14 protein-coding genes and 2 pseudogenes are annotated in these 15,482 nt (G+C 67.8%); 13 read left to right on the forward strand and 3 right to left on the reverse strand.

Going from position 1 to position 15,482, the window contains the following annotated elements; translation table 11 throughout:
• Positions 1–246: 246 nt before the first annotated feature.
• Positions 247–819 carry a haloacid dehalogenase type II gene (locus J7E89_RS13495; RefSeq protein WP_251060478.1) on the forward strand — a complete coding sequence of 191 codons (573 nt, stop codon included), beginning with the start codon at positions 247–249 and terminating at the stop codon, positions 817–819.
• 50 nt (positions 820–869) lie between these two features.
• Here J7E89_RS13495 and J7E89_RS42355 read toward each other — a convergent pair.
• A pseudogene (locus tag J7E89_RS42355) lies at positions 870–3,396 on the reverse strand (heavy metal translocating P-type ATPase).
• Between the two features lie 461 nt (positions 3,397–3,857).
• On the opposite strand from J7E89_RS42355, the gene J7E89_RS13505 reads away from it, so the two are divergent.
• The 3 genes from J7E89_RS13505 to J7E89_RS13515 are packed head-to-tail and all read left to right on the forward strand — an operon-like array spanning position 3,858 to position 7,051.
• Positions 3,858–4,337, forward strand: a complete 480-nt coding sequence (locus J7E89_RS13505; protein WP_214900710.1) for a DUF6789 family protein — start codon at positions 3,858–3,860, stop codon at positions 4,335–4,337.
• A 42-nt stretch (positions 4,338–4,379) separates the two neighbouring features.
• Complete coding sequence (locus J7E89_RS13510; protein ID WP_214973114.1) at positions 4,380–5,198, forward strand: glucose 1-dehydrogenase; 819 nt, start codon at positions 4,380–4,382, stop codon at positions 5,196–5,198.
• A gap of 2 nt (positions 5,199–5,200) precedes the next feature.
• The gene (locus tag J7E89_RS13515) at positions 5,201–7,051 is read left to right on the forward strand and encodes a glycoside hydrolase family 15 protein (RefSeq protein ID WP_214973115.1); all 1,851 of its coding nucleotides are present in this window, start codon (positions 5,201–5,203) and stop codon (positions 7,049–7,051) included.
• Positions 7,052–7,086: 35 nt separating this feature from the next.
• Here the strand turns inward: J7E89_RS13515 and J7E89_RS13520 are convergent, their stop codons facing one another.
• On the reverse strand, positions 7,087–7,629 hold the full coding sequence (locus J7E89_RS13520; protein WP_214973118.1) for a hypothetical protein: 543 nt from the start codon (positions 7,627–7,629) through the stop codon (positions 7,087–7,089).
• 397 nt (positions 7,630–8,026) lie between these two features.
• Between J7E89_RS13520 and J7E89_RS13525 the strand changes: the two genes are divergently transcribed.
• Positions 8,027–9,052, forward strand: a complete 1,026-nt coding sequence (locus J7E89_RS13525) for a DUF3179 domain-containing protein (protein WP_214973119.1) — start codon at positions 8,027–8,029, stop codon at positions 9,050–9,052.
• Positions 9,049–9,804 (forward strand): hypothetical protein, encoded by a 756-nt coding sequence (locus tag J7E89_RS13530; RefSeq protein WP_214973172.1) that lies wholly within the window; start codon positions 9,049–9,051, stop codon positions 9,802–9,804. The genes J7E89_RS13525 and J7E89_RS13530 overlap by 4 nt, the downstream gene beginning before the upstream one ends.
• Before the next feature lie 147 nt (positions 9,805–9,951).
• On the opposite strand, the pseudogene J7E89_RS42360 reads toward J7E89_RS13530, so the two are convergent.
• Positions 9,952–10,104, reverse strand: a pseudogene (locus tag J7E89_RS42360) (DUF1707 domain-containing protein); the annotation flags it as partial.
• 188 nt (positions 10,105–10,292) lie between these two features.
• On the opposite strand from J7E89_RS42360, the gene J7E89_RS13540 reads away from it, so the two are divergent.
• The 7 genes from J7E89_RS13540 (at position 10,293) to J7E89_RS13570 (ending at position 15,329) form a co-directional block, all read left to right on the forward strand.
• Positions 10,293–11,657 carry an NAD(P)/FAD-dependent oxidoreductase gene (locus J7E89_RS13540; protein WP_214973121.1) on the forward strand — a complete coding sequence of 455 codons (1,365 nt, stop codon included), beginning with the start codon at positions 10,293–10,295 and terminating at the stop codon, positions 11,655–11,657.
• A gap of 439 nt (positions 11,658–12,096) precedes the next feature.
• On the forward strand, positions 12,097–12,738 hold the full coding sequence (locus J7E89_RS13545; RefSeq protein WP_214973123.1) for a hypothetical protein: 642 nt from the start codon (positions 12,097–12,099) through the stop codon (positions 12,736–12,738).
• Positions 12,739–12,853: 115 nt separating this feature from the next.
• Positions 12,854–13,576, forward strand: coding sequence for a deiodinase-like protein (locus J7E89_RS13550; RefSeq protein ID WP_214973125.1), 723 nt, complete (start codon positions 12,854–12,856; stop codon positions 13,574–13,576).
• A gap of 79 nt (positions 13,577–13,655) precedes the next feature.
• A complete protein-coding gene (locus J7E89_RS13555; RefSeq protein ID WP_214973127.1) occupies positions 13,656–13,883 on the forward strand; it encodes a hypothetical protein in 228 nt (75 codons plus the stop codon).
• Between the two features lie 137 nt (positions 13,884–14,020).
• Complete coding sequence (locus J7E89_RS13560) at positions 14,021–14,377, forward strand: DsrE family protein (RefSeq protein WP_214973129.1); 357 nt, start codon at positions 14,021–14,023, stop codon at positions 14,375–14,377.
• 172 nt (positions 14,378–14,549) lie between these two features.
• Positions 14,550–14,768 (forward strand): hypothetical protein, encoded by a 219-nt coding sequence (locus J7E89_RS13565; protein ID WP_214973131.1) that lies wholly within the window; start codon positions 14,550–14,552, stop codon positions 14,766–14,768.
• A gap of 252 nt (positions 14,769–15,020) precedes the next feature.
• On the forward strand, positions 15,021–15,329 hold the full coding sequence (locus J7E89_RS13570) for a cupin domain-containing protein (protein WP_214973133.1): 309 nt from the start codon (positions 15,021–15,023) through the stop codon (positions 15,327–15,329).
• Positions 15,330–15,482 lie beyond the last annotated feature (153 nt).

Raw genomic sequence — 15,482 nt, forward strand, 5'->3', positions numbered from 1 at the left:
CGGTGCCACCTGTAACCTTCGATCCGCGGGGCTGGTGGGAAATGATCTAAGGTCCGCGGGAAACCGGTAGCTGTGGTGGCGGCATCGCCCCTGATCAGCGCGTTTCGTCGGTTGCCCCATGGAGGAGACAATGCCGAGCCGGAACGCTCAGGTGCTCGTTTTCGACGTCAACGAGACACTCAGCGACATGAGTCCGCTACGGACACGCTTCGAAGAGATCGGCGCTCCCCCACACCTTCTCCGCCTATGGTTCGCCGGCTGCGCGACGGCTTCGCACTCACCGCTGCCGGAGCCTATGCGGACTTCTCGGTCGTTGCCCAGGATGGAATCCGGGCGCTGTTGCCCAGAGTCCCGGGATGGTCGGGAGACGTCGAGCAAGCGGCACGTCATGTGCTGGCCGGGTTCACCGAGCTTGAGGTGCACCCCGATGTCCCGGACGGCGTGCGGACTCTTCACGAGGCGGGATTCCGCCTGGTGACCATGACCAACGGCCGCGCCGCGCTCGCCGAGCGGCTCCTCTCCCGAGCCGGACTACTGCACTGCTTCGAAGCGCAGCTGGACGTGAGCGGGCCGCAGTGCTGGAAGCCCGCACGCGCCGCCTACCAGTACGCCGTGGAGCACACCGGGGTGCGGCCGGATCAGGCCGTACTCGTCGCCGTCCACCCGTGGGACATCGACGGCGCGCAGCGCGCGGGACTGGGCGGCGCATGGTTGCGGCGCGGCGCATCGGCCTATCCCGAGGCCATGCTGTCTCCCACGTACACGGCTGAGGACCTGCGTGACCTTGCAGCAGCACTCGCACAGGGCGCTGCCCGCTGAGGCGCGCGATCAGCCCGTACCTGCGAGTCCTCGGTGACCAATCCCGCCCGTCACGAAGCAGGCATCCCGACGGAGGGTTTTCCCTCCGCAGACCGCAGTGCGACCGAGGGAAGTGACCGAGCGGCGACTGCGCGGAGGCGGTTGGCGTTGCCAACGACGGACAGGGACGACAAAGCCATCGCTGCGGCGGCGATGATCGGGCTCAGAAGCCATCCGGTAAAGGGGTACAGGACGCCCGCGGCCAGCGGGATGCCGACGGAGTTGTAGAAGAAGGCCAGGAATAGGTTCTGGCGGATGTTTCTCAGGGTGGCCCGGCTGAGGGTTACCGCGGTGACCACGCCGCTCAGGGCACCGGAGACAAGGGTGATGTCGGCCGCCTCGATGGCCACGTCGGTCCCCGTGCCGATGGCGAAGCCCACGTCCGCCTGAGCCAGTGCCGGGGCATCGTTGATGCCGTCCCCCACCATGCCGACGCGTCCGCCCTGATTCTGCAGGCGGCGGATCTCGTCGGCCTTGTGCTCCGGCAGCACCTCGGCCAGGACCGTCCGGATCCCCACCTCCGCAGCGATGGCCTCGGCGGTACGCCGGTTGTCACCGGTGATCATGATGATCTCCAGGCCGAGACGTTTCAGTTCGGCGACGGCAGTGGGCGAGTCCTCCTTGAGGGTGTCGGCAACCGCGATCACGCCGAGCAGCCGCCCGTCCACCGCCGCGAATACCGCGGTCTTGCCCTCGGCGGCCAGCCGCTCCGCCTCCCCCTGAAGCGGTTCCGTATCGATACCGGCCTCGGTGAGCAGACTGGGCTTCCCCGCCGGCACACGGCGGCCGTCGACGGTGCCCGTGACGCCCTGGCCGGTGACCGAGTCGAAGTCGGTCACCTCAGCCAGGCGGATGTTCCGGTCGGCCGCGCCGCGGACGATGGCCTGGCCGAGGGGGTGCTCGGAGGCGTGCTCGACGGAGGCGACCAGGCGAAGAGCCTCCTCCTCGGCGAAACCGTCCGCCGGGACGACGTCGGTCAGTGCGGGCTCGCCCTTGGTGATCGTCCCGGTCTTGTCCAGCACGATCGTGTCGAGCCGGTGAGCCGTCTCCAGCGACTCGGCGGAGCGGATGAGGACGCCGGCCTCTGCGCCCTTGCCGGTGCCCACCATGATGGACAGCGGCGTTGCGAGGCCGAGCGCACAGGGGCAGGCGATGATCAGCACCGCCACGGCGGCGACCAGTCCCAGTATCAGGGCCGGCGAAGGCCCTATGACGAACCACACGGCGAACGAGGTGATGGCGATGAAGACGACGGTGGGTACGAAGTAGCCGGCGACGAGGTCCGCGATCCGCTGAATGGGCGCTTTGGACGCCTGTGCTTGCTGGACCAGCCGGATGATCTGGGCAAGCAGCGTGTCCGCGCCCACCCTGGTCGCCTCCAGACGGAAGACGCCGGTCTGATTGATGGTCGCTCCCACGACGTCGTCGCCAGGACCCTTGGTCACCGGCATCGACTCCCCGGTCACCATGGACTCATCCACGGTGGAGCGGCCGTCGATGACCCGGCCGTCGACGGGCACCTTCTCGCCGGGGCGCACTACGACGGCATCGCCCTGCGCGACCTCATCGACCGGCACCCTCCACCTCCGCGTCGTCCCGCACCACCCGGGCAGTCTTGGCCTGCAGGTTCAGCAGCTCGCGCATCGCCTGTCCGGTGCCCGCCTTTGCCTTCGCCTCGACCAGACGGCCAAGGAGAATCAAGGTGAGGATGACGCCGACGGCCTCGTAGTAGACATCGCGCACTTCTGCGGGCAGCAGGCCGGGCACCACCGTGACCAGGAGGCTGTAGCCGTACGCCGCGGAGGTCCCCAGGGTAATCAGCGCGTTCATTTCGGCAGAGCGGTGCCTCAAGGCCAGCCACCCCGTCCGGTGGATCGGCCAGCCCGTGTAGAACATCACCGGCGTGATGAGCGCGAACTGCACCCAGTGGTTGAGGAGTACGTCCGGCACAGCAACGGCGAAGAGCTCGTGCAGCATGACCACCACGACCACCGGAGCGGACAGAATCGCCCCGAGAATCACCCGCCGCGACAGATCAGCGATCTCCGCGCGCCGCGCAGCGGCCTCACCGTCCTCCGCCCCGGCACCGCCAGGTACAGCGGTTTCGGCCGGCTGTTCCTCCTCGCCGGCGGCCGGTTCCCTGGTGGTTGCCCTCCCGTCGTCGGTGGGCTCGACGATGAGCGTGCCGTGCACCATGTTCATCCCGCAGGCGAAGCCGAACCGGCCCGCCTTGTGGGGGACAAACTCTGCGGTGGCCTTGCCGAACGCCGGCAACGACTTGGCCAGAGCGAAGTCGGGGAAGAGCACGCGGGACGTACACTCGCCGCTCTCCCGCCGGTCGAAGATCAGACGCACGGGGATTCCCTGGCGTACGCGGATCAGATTCGGTGAGTACCCGCCCTTCACCGTGATCCCGATCTCTTGGACACCACCTTGGAGTTCGGCCACCCGCGTCTTCTTGGGCCCCAGGAAGAACCAGGCAAGCAGCGCGATCAGCCCGGCGGCTCCGATGAGAACCCCAAAGTCGGTTGCGCTCATGGCACTCCTTCCGGGCTGACCCGCCGCCCTGTACATCTGCCTTCCTCGACCGCGGCCGTCAAGTCTTGATCCGAAGGGTGACGGTTTACGACGACGTCACCATCAGGTACCCGTCCCCAGCGTGGGAACTCCCGCCGCCGAACGCATGACCACCCCGCGGTACGAGCCTAGAACCGTGCCCCAGGGGCAGGGTCAAGCGAAGCGACACGGACAAGCGGGCCGTGGTGCTCGTGCCGGACTGCGGCAACCAGAGGAATCAATCGGCGGGCAGCCACCGAGCAGGAGCAAAAGCTCCTTCGCAAGGACCGCACATCGTGGTCCGCTGCTGCCGGGCCCCGCACCGGGCGTGCTGCCAAGAATGTCGACGACTGCGCTGGTCGGGGAAGTCAGCGCCGCCCACACCGGGTTCCCACCGTGCGGGGTGTGATATCCCCGCCCCCTGGACGAGAGGGCTGAGGGCAATGGAGTTTGCAGTTGGCCCGGCGCTGCTGGCCGGTTTGGTGGGCACCGTCGCCATGACGGCCGCGATGATGATGGGCCGTGCCATGGGAATGACGTCCATGGATATCGCGCTCATCACCGGCGGAATGATGACCGGAGACGAACGCCGCGCACGCACAGTGGGCATGGTGATCCACTTTGTCGTCATGGGCACCGTGGTCTTCGGCTTGATCTACGCCGCCGTCTTCCACTGGACCGGCTCGGCCAGCTGGCTCGCCGGCCTGGTGGTCGGCTTGATCCACGGCCTGGCGGTAGGCGTGATCGCGATGCCCATGATGGGCGAGGTCCACCCGCGGATGCGCGGCTCCGGCGACGGCTTCCGGCTGGGCGCTCCCGGGTTCATGGGGATCGGATACGGCAAGGGCACACCGATGGGCCTGCTCGTGGGTCACCTGATCTACGGCGTGGTGGTCGCCCTGGTCTACGCCGCCCTTGTGTAAATGGGCTCACGTACTCGCCGCTGGAATGACTGGGAGACCGCTGTGAGCAGCACCCCCGCGGCTGACGTGTTCGCGATGGAGCCACCTGAGGCACGGCTGCTGGACGGCCGTAAAGCCCTGGTGACCGGTGCTGACTCCGGGATCGGGCAGTCAATCGCCTATCAGCTTGCCGCCCACGGCGCCGCCGTGGCGATCAACCACCTGGGGGACTCAAAGGTCGCCGACGCGATGGCCCAGAAGATCCAGAATGCCGGTGGCAAGGCGATCACCGTACCCATGGATGTCACGCAGGAGGAGCAGGTGCGGCGCGCGTTCGCCCTAACGGCCGACGCGTTCGACGGCCTCGACCTTCTGGTCAACAACGCTGGCGTCGAACGCCCGTTCCGACTCGTAGACATGGAGCTGGAGTGGTGGCAGAAGGTCATCGACGTCAACCTCACCGGCACGTTCTTGTGCTCTCGGGAGGCGGTACGGATCATGCTGGAGCGGGGTTCACGCGGCACGATCGTGAACATCACCAGCGTCCACGAGACGATCCCCTGGGCGGAGTACTCCCACTACTGCGCGTCCAAGGGTGGACAACGGATGTTCGCCCAGAGCATCGCGCGCGAACTCGCCCCGTACGGCATCCGGGTGGTGTCCGTGGCGCCCGGGGCGATCGAGACCCCGATCAACCAGGACGTCGTCGCCGACCCACAGCGGCGCAAGGCGGTCCAGGATGAGATCCCGCTGGGGCGGTGGGGCAACGTCTCGGATGTCGCGGGCGTGGTGGCGTTCCTCGCCTCCGAGCGGGCGGACTACATCGTCGGCTCGACGGTGTTCGTCGATGGCGGCATGACGCTCTCCCCAAGGTTCGACTAGCCATGTCCACTCGAATCGCCGATTACGGAATGCTCGCCGACGGCAGCTCCGCCGCCCTGGTCGACCGGCGTGGTTCCATCGACTGGATGTGCCTCCCGCGCTTCGACAGCCCGGCGCTGTTCGCGCGCCTGCTCGACCCTGAAGCCGGTCACTGGTCGATCACCCCGACAGGGCGGTTCGACGTGCGACGCCGCTACCTGCCGGGCACCCTCGTCATCGAAACCACGTTCACCACCGCCACCGGCGCAGCGCGTCTGCGCGACGCGCTCGCCGTCGCCGAAGGCCAGCGAGGCCACCATCTGGGCCTGCGGCCACCACACGAGCTGCTGCGCGAGATCGAGGGGCTGCTCGGCGAGGTCGAGTTCGACATCGACCTGGTGCCCCGCCCCGAGTACGGGCTGGTACGTCCGCTGCTGCGCCTCACCGACGGCGGGGCACGTACGTTCGGCGGCCCCAACCAGATCGCCGTGCGCTCCCCCGTCCCGCTGGAGGCGGGCGAAGCCTGTGCCCGCGCCAGGCTACGAGTGGCAGCCGGTCAGCGACTCGGCTTCTCCCTCGTGTGGGCACCCCCCGAAGTAGCCCCACCCGAGCCGACCGCTCCCGAGCGGGTGACGGCACGGATCACGGACACCGTCGAAGCGTGGCGGTCCTGGGAAGCCGAGCATGACATTTACCAGGGCCCGCACCACGACCTGGTGCTGCTGTCCTCCCGGGTGCTCAAGGGGCTGACGTACCGCCCGACCGGCGCCATCGTCGCCGCACCGACGACCTCCCTGCCGGAGACGGTGGGAGGGATGCGCAACTGGGACTACCGCTACGCCTGGATCCGCGACGCCAGCCTGACCCTGGAGGCGCTCTACCACGGCTCGTGCCCCGACGAGGCGGTTGACTTCGTCTCCTTCATGACCAGTTCCGCAGGCGGAAGCGCCGGAGCGGAATCGTCGCTGCAGTGCATGTACGGCGTCGGCGGCGAGCACGACCTGACCGAGCGCGTACTTCCCCATCTTCGCGGATGGCGGGACTCCCGCCCGGTAAGGGCCGGCAACGCCGCATGGGCGCAAAGCCAGCTCGACCTCTACGGCGAACTGCTGAACGCTCTGCACCTGTACAGGGAACAGCTCGGACAGCTGCACCCGGAAATCCAGCGTTTCGCCGCAGAGCTGGCAGACACTGCGGCGCGCCGCTGGACGGAACCGGACGCCGGCATGTGGGAGATGCGTGGCGAACCGCGCCATCACCTGTCGTCGAAGGTGTTGTGCTGGGTGGCGCTCGACCGCGCGGTGAAGCTCGCCCCACGCCTGGGCCGGCACGCGCGTACCGAATCCTGGTCTTCAGAACGGGACCGGATCCGCGCGGCGGTGCTCGAACGGGGCTGGAGCGACCGCCGACAGGCCTATGCCCAGGCGTTCGACTCCGACGAGCTCGACGCCGCCGCCCTGCTCATGCCGCTGTACGGATTCCTGCCGGCCAACGATGAGCGCATGTACGCGACGATCGAGGCGATCGCCCGGGAGCTGACCGAGGACGGGATGGTGTTGCGCTACCGGACAACCGGGGATCCAAGCGTCGATGGACTCACCGGCAAGGAGGGCGCCTTCGCGCTCTGCTCGTTCTGGCTCGCCTCCGCCCTCGCTCAAGCCGGTCACCCCGATCGCGCGAAGGCCCTCTTCGACCGCGTCGCCGGCTTTGCCAACGACCTGGGGCTACTCGCCGAGGAAATCGATCCGCGCAGCGGTGAACTGTTCGGCAACTTCCCGCAGGCCTTCAGTCACATCGGACTGATCAACGCGGCCGCCGCCATCGACCAGGCCTATGGCGCACCGCCCCACCCCAACAGCAGCCGGTCACAATGAGCACGCCAATCAAGCCGCTGCCCGTCAGGACCGGGTCAGTAGCCGCCACCGTCTTCACCTGTTCCCTTACCTTCGACCTTGTTGCCGTCCGCATTGAGCACGTACCACTCGGCGCCGAACTGGTCGAGTTCCTGTCCGTTCGTGTCGCCGGGCTTCTTGTCGCCTTGGTAGTAGTACAGCGGGTGGCCGTTGTAGGTGACTCCTGTGCTGCCGTCGTCCCGGGGGCTCGTGCCGATCAGGTCCGGCTTGACGCCTTGGGCCGTCTTTGGTTTGCCGGAGGTGGTCAGAGGCGGCCAGGCCTGCGCGCATGCGCCGGAGCAGGTTGACTTCTCCGACTTGTCGGCCTCGAACAGATAGAGAGTCCGGCCCTTCCCGTCGACCAGGATCCGGCCGAGCTTGCTGGAGCGCGCAGCCACAGTGGCTGCACCTCCGGGGCTTGCGGTACCGGCACTCGTTGGCGTGGTCGGGACGAAGGCGGGCGGGACCGGTTCCTCGTCGTCATCACCGCATCCGCTGCAGACAGCGGCGATCAGCGCAACGGTGATCGCCGCTGTTCTCGCCTTGGAGGTGTGCTTCATCGTGGGCTCCTGCGGCCGGGATCGCCCTGTCCGGGCCGGACGGGGGCGGGTGCGTAGCCGAGTGCCTCCTCGGCCACCTTCCTCCACTACGGAGCAGCCCGAATGACGTGGCAATTCGTGTGACCCGTCCGGCGTACAGAAGCTGGCGCGCCGGGCTGGGGCCCGGTGGTGGCGTTCGAGCTGCTGTTACCCGGCCGTTCCTCGTAGCCGCACACCACCGCTGCAGCGACCTGCTCACTTCCCTGGAGTACCAACGGTTCTTGGTGTGCGTACGGCAGCGCAACCAGAGCGCGGATGCGTGCCTTCCAAGAACAGAGGGTCCAGGGGAAGAGTGGACGCGGGTCGGCGGGTTCCCTGAACATCACTCGTATCCGGGCGTGGTCAGGGGTGATGTCCGGTGAACGGCCAGCAGCGTCCCAAGCGCAACCGTCGGCAGGTCCTCAAAGGGGCCGGGGTAATCGGGGGGCTCATCGGCCTGCTCCTGGGCGGAGGTTTTGTCGGCTGGCAGGCCATCTCCGACCGCCCCGCCGACTCGCCCCCGGCTGTGCAGCCCGGTCAGGATCCATCGCTGGAGACACTGGCCGGCGCCGCGGTCTCCGGCGGTCCGGGCAAGGACGGGATCCCCTCCGTCGACCGGCCGAAGTTCGTCCCGGCACGGGACGCGGACTTCCTCAAGGACGACGAGCCGGTGTTCGGGCTGGAGTACCGCGGCGAGTTCCGGGCGTACCCCCAGCAGGTGCTGGTGTGGCACGAGATCGTCAACGACACCGTGGCCGGAGAGCCGCTGGCGGTCACGTATTGCCCGCTCACCGGCACGGTGATCGGGTTCTCAAGCCCGCCCGGCATGCCTGAGTTGACGTTCGGCACCACCGGCAAACTCGTCAATTCCAACCTGCTGATGTACGACCGGCAGACCGGCTCTGAGTGGCCGCAGTTGCTCGGCACCGCCATCAGCGGACCGCTCAAAGGGCAGCGGCTGGACACCGTCCCCCTGGTGTGGAGCACCTGGAAGGACTGGCGGACCGCGCATCCCGACACCCGCGTGCTGTCCACCGACACCGGCGCCCTGCGCAACTACGGCAGCGATCCGTACGGCTCCTACCCGCGACAGAGCGGTTACTACGTCGAAGGAGGCACGCTCTTCCCGGTGCTGACCATGAACGACCGCCTACCGGACAAGGACGTCGTGATCGGCGTACGGGCCGGTGAGCAGCGGCTTGCGATCCACAAGGACCTCGTCCGCAAGGCGAAGACCGTGCAGGCCACAGTGGGAGGTACGAAGGTGGTCGCGCGATGGGACGACCAGCTCGACACCGCTCGGGTCTTCCAGCGCGTCGGCGACCAGTGGAAGCCGGCCGACTTCCTCGACTCCATGTGGTTCGCGTGGTACGCGTTCTACCCGAACACCCAGGTGCGGCAATGAACAGGGCGCTGGCGGCCGTCGCCAGGGTCGGCGACGCCTGGGACGCCACAGTGACCGCCACCGTGGTAACTCCCCGCCGCGTGCTCGCCGCCCTTGCCGTCCGTCGCCACCGGCGGGTCGGGCTGGTCGCGGCCGCTGTGGTGCTGCTCGCGTACCTGGCGTCCATCGGTGATCTGGTGGTGTCGTCCTCGGGCCGGTTCACGGGCGTCCCGGTGTTCCAGACCGCTTGGGAGCAGCTGTTCCAAGCCCGGGCTCCGTACCTGTTCGAGCCGGTGCTCGCGGTGCATCCCACTCAGCACGTGGCGGTGTTCCTCAGCCCGCTCAACCTGCTGCTCGGCGCGATCGTGGCCGCGCTGGTGGGGTCCAATGTCGCGGTCGCCGGGCTCGCGGCCCGGCAGGCGGCCTCCTGCCGACGGACCCGGTACGCGCGGCTGCTCGCCGTGTTCCCGGCGTTCCTGCTGGGATTCGCCTGCTGCGTACCGACCTTCCTGCTCGTCCTCGGCAGCGGCACCGCCGCGGCGCTCCTGCCGGTGCTGATCCCGCTGCGCCCGGTCTTCTATCCGCTCACGCTTCTGCTGCTGATCGGAACTCTGGTGTGGGGCGCGTCCCGGCTCAGCAAGCGCCCGGCGACGGACAAGAGCGCGGGAAGGAACGCCGCCCACTCGGACAGTGATCTTGCGAACCACGATCCGCAGCAGGACGGGACGCCATCCGGACACGGTAGCTCGCCCCAGCGACGCCCCAGCCCGTAATCGGCGTCCTCCAGGAGGCGGCAGCCAGCAGAACACCGCGCGTCTGAGAGCCCTGACCAGCCAGTCGGCTATGCGGTCACGTACCGAGGCGAGACGCGTGGCAGCCGGCGGCTCGATTCCGGTCGTATGACCGGTCAGGTCCGCCAGGAGCGGGCGCAGCTCGTCTTGCGTACGGGCTTGCAGGGCCTGGCGGCGCCGCTGCTCGCATTCGGCATGATCCAACAGGCCGTCGGCATGCGCTGCCTTCAGGCGTTCGATGGCTTGTGCACGTTCTGCGTGACCAACAGGCAGGGACGACATTCCAGGCCTCCTTTTTTACGGTAGACCGTTTGTGCCTTTGCCGTGCCCGCGCTGGTCCGCAGAACTGCGGGGCCCGCCCCCGGGCAGCGCCGCCGCGCGGGGGACCAAGGAGGGAAGGCGCGGGACCGCCGTCCGGGTTCCGGGTATACGCCGGGAAACCCGGACGCACCACCAGCAAGGAGACAGACATGGCGCAGCAGACCGATGCCATTGTGATCGGGATGGGCGTGGGCGGCGAGCACGTCGCCGAGCGCCTGGCCGAGGAGGGACTGGACGTCGTCGGGGTCGAGGCGGAGCTGGTCGGCGGGGAGTGCCCGTACTGGGCCTGCATCCCGAGCAAGATGATGATCCGCGGCGGGAACCTGCTCGCCGAGGCCCGCCGCATCCCCGGCATGGCCGGGCAGGCACACGTCAGCCCTGACTTCGGACCGGTCGCCTCCCGGATCCGCGACGAGGCGACCGACGACTGGAATGACCAGGTGGCCGTGGACCGGTTCACCGGAAAGGGCGGGCACTTCGTCCGAGGGCGGGCGCGACTGGTCGGCGCCGGCCGGGTGGCGGTCGACGGACAGACGTTCAGCGCCCGGCGCGGGGTCGTGATCGCCACCGGCAGCCGCCCGCAGATCCCCCCGGTGCCGGGCCTGGACCAGGTGCCGTACTGGACCAACCGTGACGCCATCGCCGCCAAGGAAAGCCCGCAGTCGCTGATCGTGCTCGGCGGAGGAGCTGTGGGCCTCGAGCTCGCCCAGGCCTTCGCACGCTTCGGCACTGCCGTCACAATCGTCGAGGCGACGGAACGGCTGCTGCCCGTCGAGGAGCCCGAGACCAGCAGCCTGCTCACCGATGTCCTGGGCGCCGAGGGCATCACCGTACGTACCGGGGCACAGGCCACCCACATGCGCCATGACGGCGACACCTTCGGCCTCACGCTCGACGGCCGCGAGGAGCTGACCGCCGAGCGGCTCCTGGTGGCCACCGGGCGCCGCGCCAACCTGGCGGGGCTCGGGCTGGAGACGGTCGGCCTCGACCCGGACTCCCGCGCCCTACAGGTGGACGAGCAGCTGCGTGCCGGTCCCGGCCTGTGGGGTGTCGGAGATGTCACCGGGCGAGGGGCGTTCACGCATGTGGCGATGTACCAGGCCGAGATCGCCGTCCGCGCCATCCTCGGCGAATCAGGCCCGGACGCGGACTACCGCGCCCTGCCCCGGGTCACCTTCACCGACCCCGAGGTCGGTTCCGTAGGGATGACCGAGGCCCAGGCGCGGGAGAAGGGCCTGCAAGTACGCACCGGCACCGCACAGGTGCCGTCCTCGGCGCGCGGCTGGATCCACAAGACGGGCAACGAGGGCCTGATCAAACTCGTCGAGGACACCGACCGCGGGGTCCTGGTCGGCGCCACCTCCGTCGGCCCCATGGGCGGCGAGGTGCTCTACGGACTCGTTGTGGCGGTCCAGGCCGAAGTCCCGGTCGACCGGCTGCGGCACATGATGTACGCCTACCCCACCTTCCACCGGACCGTGGAAGACGCCCTCGCGGGGCTGCGCCGAAGCTGACCCGCAGGGGCACCACGGAGACCATGCGGGCTCCAACCCAGTGGTACGAACGGTCGCAGGGAAACCAACGGGCGCAGCATAAGCACGGCGGAGCAAAAGATGGGCCTTCCGCAGCCCTGCGGACCAGATCAAGGACCCCGGCCTTGCGCGGTCAGGCATCCATCCACGAGCCAGCGGCATGGGTTGTGCGCGCAGGTGGCGCAGGTGGCGCAAGAAAGCATGGGCGCATCAGAAGGGTCCCGCGGGGAACCCGGTTGTCTGCGACGGCATTCAGTGGACAGCCTGGCTGCGTGCCATGGGAAGAAAAAATACCCGGACCGGAATGGGCGCAGCGCCTGACCGGGTTCCCGGGATACGGCATCCCTTGGAGGTGGCTCCCGTACAACGGGCTTCACCGTGCGGGCGTCCACCCTCCCTCTCAGAGAGAAGGTGAGTCAGCATGGCGCTCCTGAAAGAGCGGCCCCATGCGCCGCACATGCACATGCACATGCCCCACATGCCTCATGTGATCAGCGAGCCCGAACTCCGTCCCCTCGACCTGGGCGGCCTGCTCGCGCGCGGGGCGGCTGCCGGGTTCTTCGCCGGTATGGGATTCCTGCTGGCGAACATGTGGTTCGCCGTGAGCCAGGGCATGCCGGGGATCTCCCCGTTGTATGTCATGTCCACCGTCTTCCACGCCTCGGACGTACCGGTTGCGAACCCCACCGAAGCGATACTCGGCCTGACGGTCCACATCGCACTCTCGCTGGGCTTCGGCATGGGCTTCGCGCTACTCCTCGTCCCGCTGCTGCGCAAGGTACCCGCCCTGGTGATCGGTGCTCTCGCCTACGGACTGGCCCTGTATGTGCTCAACTTCCAGATCCTCGGTAGGACCGTCTTCGAGTTCTTCACCAACCCTCAGGGGCCGGATCAGCTCTTCGAAGCACTCGTTCACCCGCTGATCTTCGGGCTGCTGCTGGTGCCGTTCTTCCTTGGACGGCCGTTCGAAAGGACGCGGCGAGCCGAGCCGCAACCCACCGCGACTGCGACCGGCGGCACAACTCCTGGCACGTCGAACCGGCCAGGACCCATGGAGCCGTAATGCTCCCCGTACAGGTGGATTCCATCTCGGTACGGCGGCGTTGCCCCGGTAGAGCCGAAGGGCCATGCAGCCGGCCAGGGCGCAAGCTCCTGCACCCGGAAGGAACCCGGAGACGATGACGTACCGATACCCGCATTTCCATACCCGACTGGTGGTCGAAGACATGCGGTTCCACGCAGGACCGCAGCCAGGCGAAGAGATGCCGGATTTCGACCTCCCCACGGTGGACGGTGGCCGAGTCGCCAAGTCCGACTTCGTGGGCCGCACTCCCTTGCTGCTGACCATGGGGTCGGTGACCTGCCCGATGACCGCGGCCGCCGACCCTGCCCTCAAGCGGCTCCACGCCGAATTCGGTGACCGCGTGGCGTTCGTGACGCTCTACGTACGCGAAGCCCATCCCGGTGACCGATACCCCCAGCCGGACCGGCTCGATCGCGAAATGGACCACGCACGCGACCTCAAGGCCCGCGACGAGCTTCTGTGGCCCGTCGCTGTCGACGACCTCGACGGGACGCTCCACCGCATGCTCGACCCCAAGCCGAACGCCGCCTACTTGATGGGCAGAGACGGCCGGGTCGGTTTCCGGGTCCTTTGGTCCGACGACCGCGAGCCGATCCTGCGCGCGGCCCTTGAGAATGTGCTGTCCGGCCGCTCTCCGGCGGGCGAACACCAAGGTCGCGTAGTGCCGATGCTTCGCGGCGTCGCCGAGATGGACCGCATGCTGACACTCTCCGGACCCACGGCCCGGCGCGACGTCCGCAAGGCCGCGCCTCCCATGTATGCCATGGCACGAGTGATGGGACTGATGAAGCACCGCCGCGAGGACGTGACCACGTAGCACGACCACAGCGCACGTCTATGCCTTCAGGTTTCCGACTGACCAGCGCCGGCAGCACCTTGGTACTCACCGGGATGGGGTGCACCGCCGACGGCATCGGGAGCACCCGTGGGTCGCGCTGGCGGCCGCAGGAAAGGACGTCGCGGATGCGGGCATGTCGGTTGTGCTGTTCGTCGAGCAGCTGATGAAGCACCGCCGGGTCTGCTCCTGGTGCACCCTGGCCGCGGCCTGCCATCTCGCCGCTGTGCCGCTCCTCCTTACGGAAGCACAAGCCGCGTTGTCCACGATCCAGTGGCGGAGGAAGTGACCACCCCGGCACCGTCGCCCTCGACGTCATTACCCGCCAAGGTGATGACGGCAGGTCAGCTCTCTCAAGGCTGACGCGCGTCAGTGAAGGCGGGCTCTCAGAACCCTTAGCGACTGAACAGCAAAGGATGGTGCGTAATGAGCAAGGTGGCCCTCATCGTTCTCGCTGACACGGAAACGCATGCCGACTTGGGCCGGTCGTACAACGCCCTCGTCACAGCCAAGGAATGTATGGAAGCAGGTGATGACGTACGGCTCATCTTTGATGGTGCGGGTACGAAGTGGCCGGGTGTCTTCGCCGACCCGAAGCACGATGCCCACCAGGCTTATCAGGCTGTCACCGCGGTTGTGGCGGGGACCTGCAAGTTCTGCGCCCAGCAGTTCGAAGCCGAGGAAAGCGCCCGCCAGGCGGAGGTCCCCATGCTGGACGAGTACGAGGGCCATCCGAGCCTTCGCAGCCTGATCAGCAAGGGGTACCAGGTCCTCACATTCTGAAAAGACCGTCAGGCCTTGTGAAGGCATGACCGCGGCCCTTGCCAGACGCGGCTCGAAGTCCAGCGGCCAGCCGATTACGGGGACTCCCCGCAGATACCCGGGCTCATGAGCGGCCGACGCCGACGTGTCGGCGCGGTGTCTTGGAGAGCGAGAGGTTAGGAAGGGCTCTGTCATGACCGAACAAAAGCGCGGTCCGGAAGACATCCCCACCGTTGAGCGCATGGCAACGCTCGCGGCGGCCAAGGGGAGCGCCATCAAGCACAAGCTCCTCGGGGAGGAGCAAACGGAACGAGGCCGGCAGTGGCTTCGTTCGCTTTCAGCGACAGCGTTTGTCGCTGGGTTTCAGCAGCGGTTGGCGATCACCGGGCTCGCGGATGTTCATGGGAAATGACGGCACTGCGGTGTCAGAAGACCTGAAGGGGCTGATGGCCTCCCGGGGACCTGGATCGGCTCACCGCCTCGGGGCTCAAGCAAGACTCTGAGGACCGCCCTCCCGGCGCGGAGCTGTCAGAGTTGCGCCTGGAGGATCACCGGTGTGTCTCCTTGTGTGGAGGCACCCGCGCAAGGAGCCTGATGTCCACGAAAAGGCCCTGGACAGCCTGGGTAGCCATCGGCTAGACGGCGTCAGGAGTGTCCGCTCACCATGGAGGCAACGTTGGCGCAAGATCCGGTACAGGTAGCACCGAACTTGTACAAGGTTTTGTTCGAGAACGACCGAGTGCGGCTGCTTGAGGTGCGCCAGAAGCCGGGCGACGAATCGGCGATGCACGGGCATCCGGATTGCCTCATCTACTGCTTGAGCGAGGGGAAAGTGACATTCAGTTCGCCCTCGGGTGAATCCCAAGAAGTCGAGCTACGCACCGGCGACACCATCTGGCAGGAGTCTCAAGAACATGCTGCAAAGAACACCGGTGCGACCGACGTTGTCGGGCTCGTCTTCGAGCTGAAGTGAGTTTGTGTCAAGCGTGGCTTCATACGGAACGGCCCGCCGCCCATGAGGGCGGCGGGCCGTGTGGCGGTCCCGGCAGAGGTCAGCCGGACTCGGCGTGTTCTTCCGGCACTCCAGCGGGTCCGGGGGCTTGCCGGAGGACGACCAGGCCGTGAC

The sequence above is a fragment of the Streptomyces sp. ISL-100 genome, from assembly GCF_018614615.1.
GTDB lineage: Bacteria > Actinomycetota > Actinomycetes > Streptomycetales > Streptomycetaceae > Streptomyces.

Excerpts from the sequence above, each read along its gene's own strand:
- J7E89_RS13495 (WP_251060478.1), top strand. The coding sequence starts at position 247 with ATGGTTCGCCGGCTGCGCGACGGCTTCGCACTCACCGCTGCCGGAGCC.
- J7E89_RS13505 (WP_214900710.1), top strand. The coding sequence starts at position 3,858 with ATGGAGTTTGCAGTTGGCCCGGCGCTGCTGGCCGGTTTGGTGGGCACC.
- J7E89_RS13515 (WP_214973115.1), top strand. The coding sequence starts at position 5,201 with ATGTCCACTCGAATCGCCGATTACGGAATGCTCGCCGACGGCAGCTCC.
- J7E89_RS13520 (WP_214973118.1), bottom strand. The coding sequence starts at position 7,629 with ATGAAGCACACCTCCAAGGCGAGAACAGCGGCGATCACCGTTGCGCTG.
- J7E89_RS13530 (WP_214973172.1), top strand. The coding sequence starts at position 9,049 with ATGAACAGGGCGCTGGCGGCCGTCGCCAGGGTCGGCGACGCCTGGGAC.
- J7E89_RS13540 (WP_214973121.1), top strand. The coding sequence starts at position 10,293 with ATGGCGCAGCAGACCGATGCCATTGTGATCGGGATGGGCGTGGGCGGC.
- J7E89_RS13545 (WP_214973123.1), top strand. The coding sequence starts at position 12,097 with ATGGCGCTCCTGAAAGAGCGGCCCCATGCGCCGCACATGCACATGCAC.
- J7E89_RS13550 (WP_214973125.1), top strand. The coding sequence starts at position 12,854 with ATGACGTACCGATACCCGCATTTCCATACCCGACTGGTGGTCGAAGAC.
- J7E89_RS13560 (WP_214973129.1), top strand. The coding sequence starts at position 14,021 with ATGAGCAAGGTGGCCCTCATCGTTCTCGCTGACACGGAAACGCATGCC.
- J7E89_RS13565 (WP_214973131.1), top strand. The coding sequence starts at position 14,550 with ATGACCGAACAAAAGCGCGGTCCGGAAGACATCCCCACCGTTGAGCGC.
- J7E89_RS13570 (WP_214973133.1), top strand. The coding sequence starts at position 15,021 with ATGGAGGCAACGTTGGCGCAAGATCCGGTACAGGTAGCACCGAACTTG.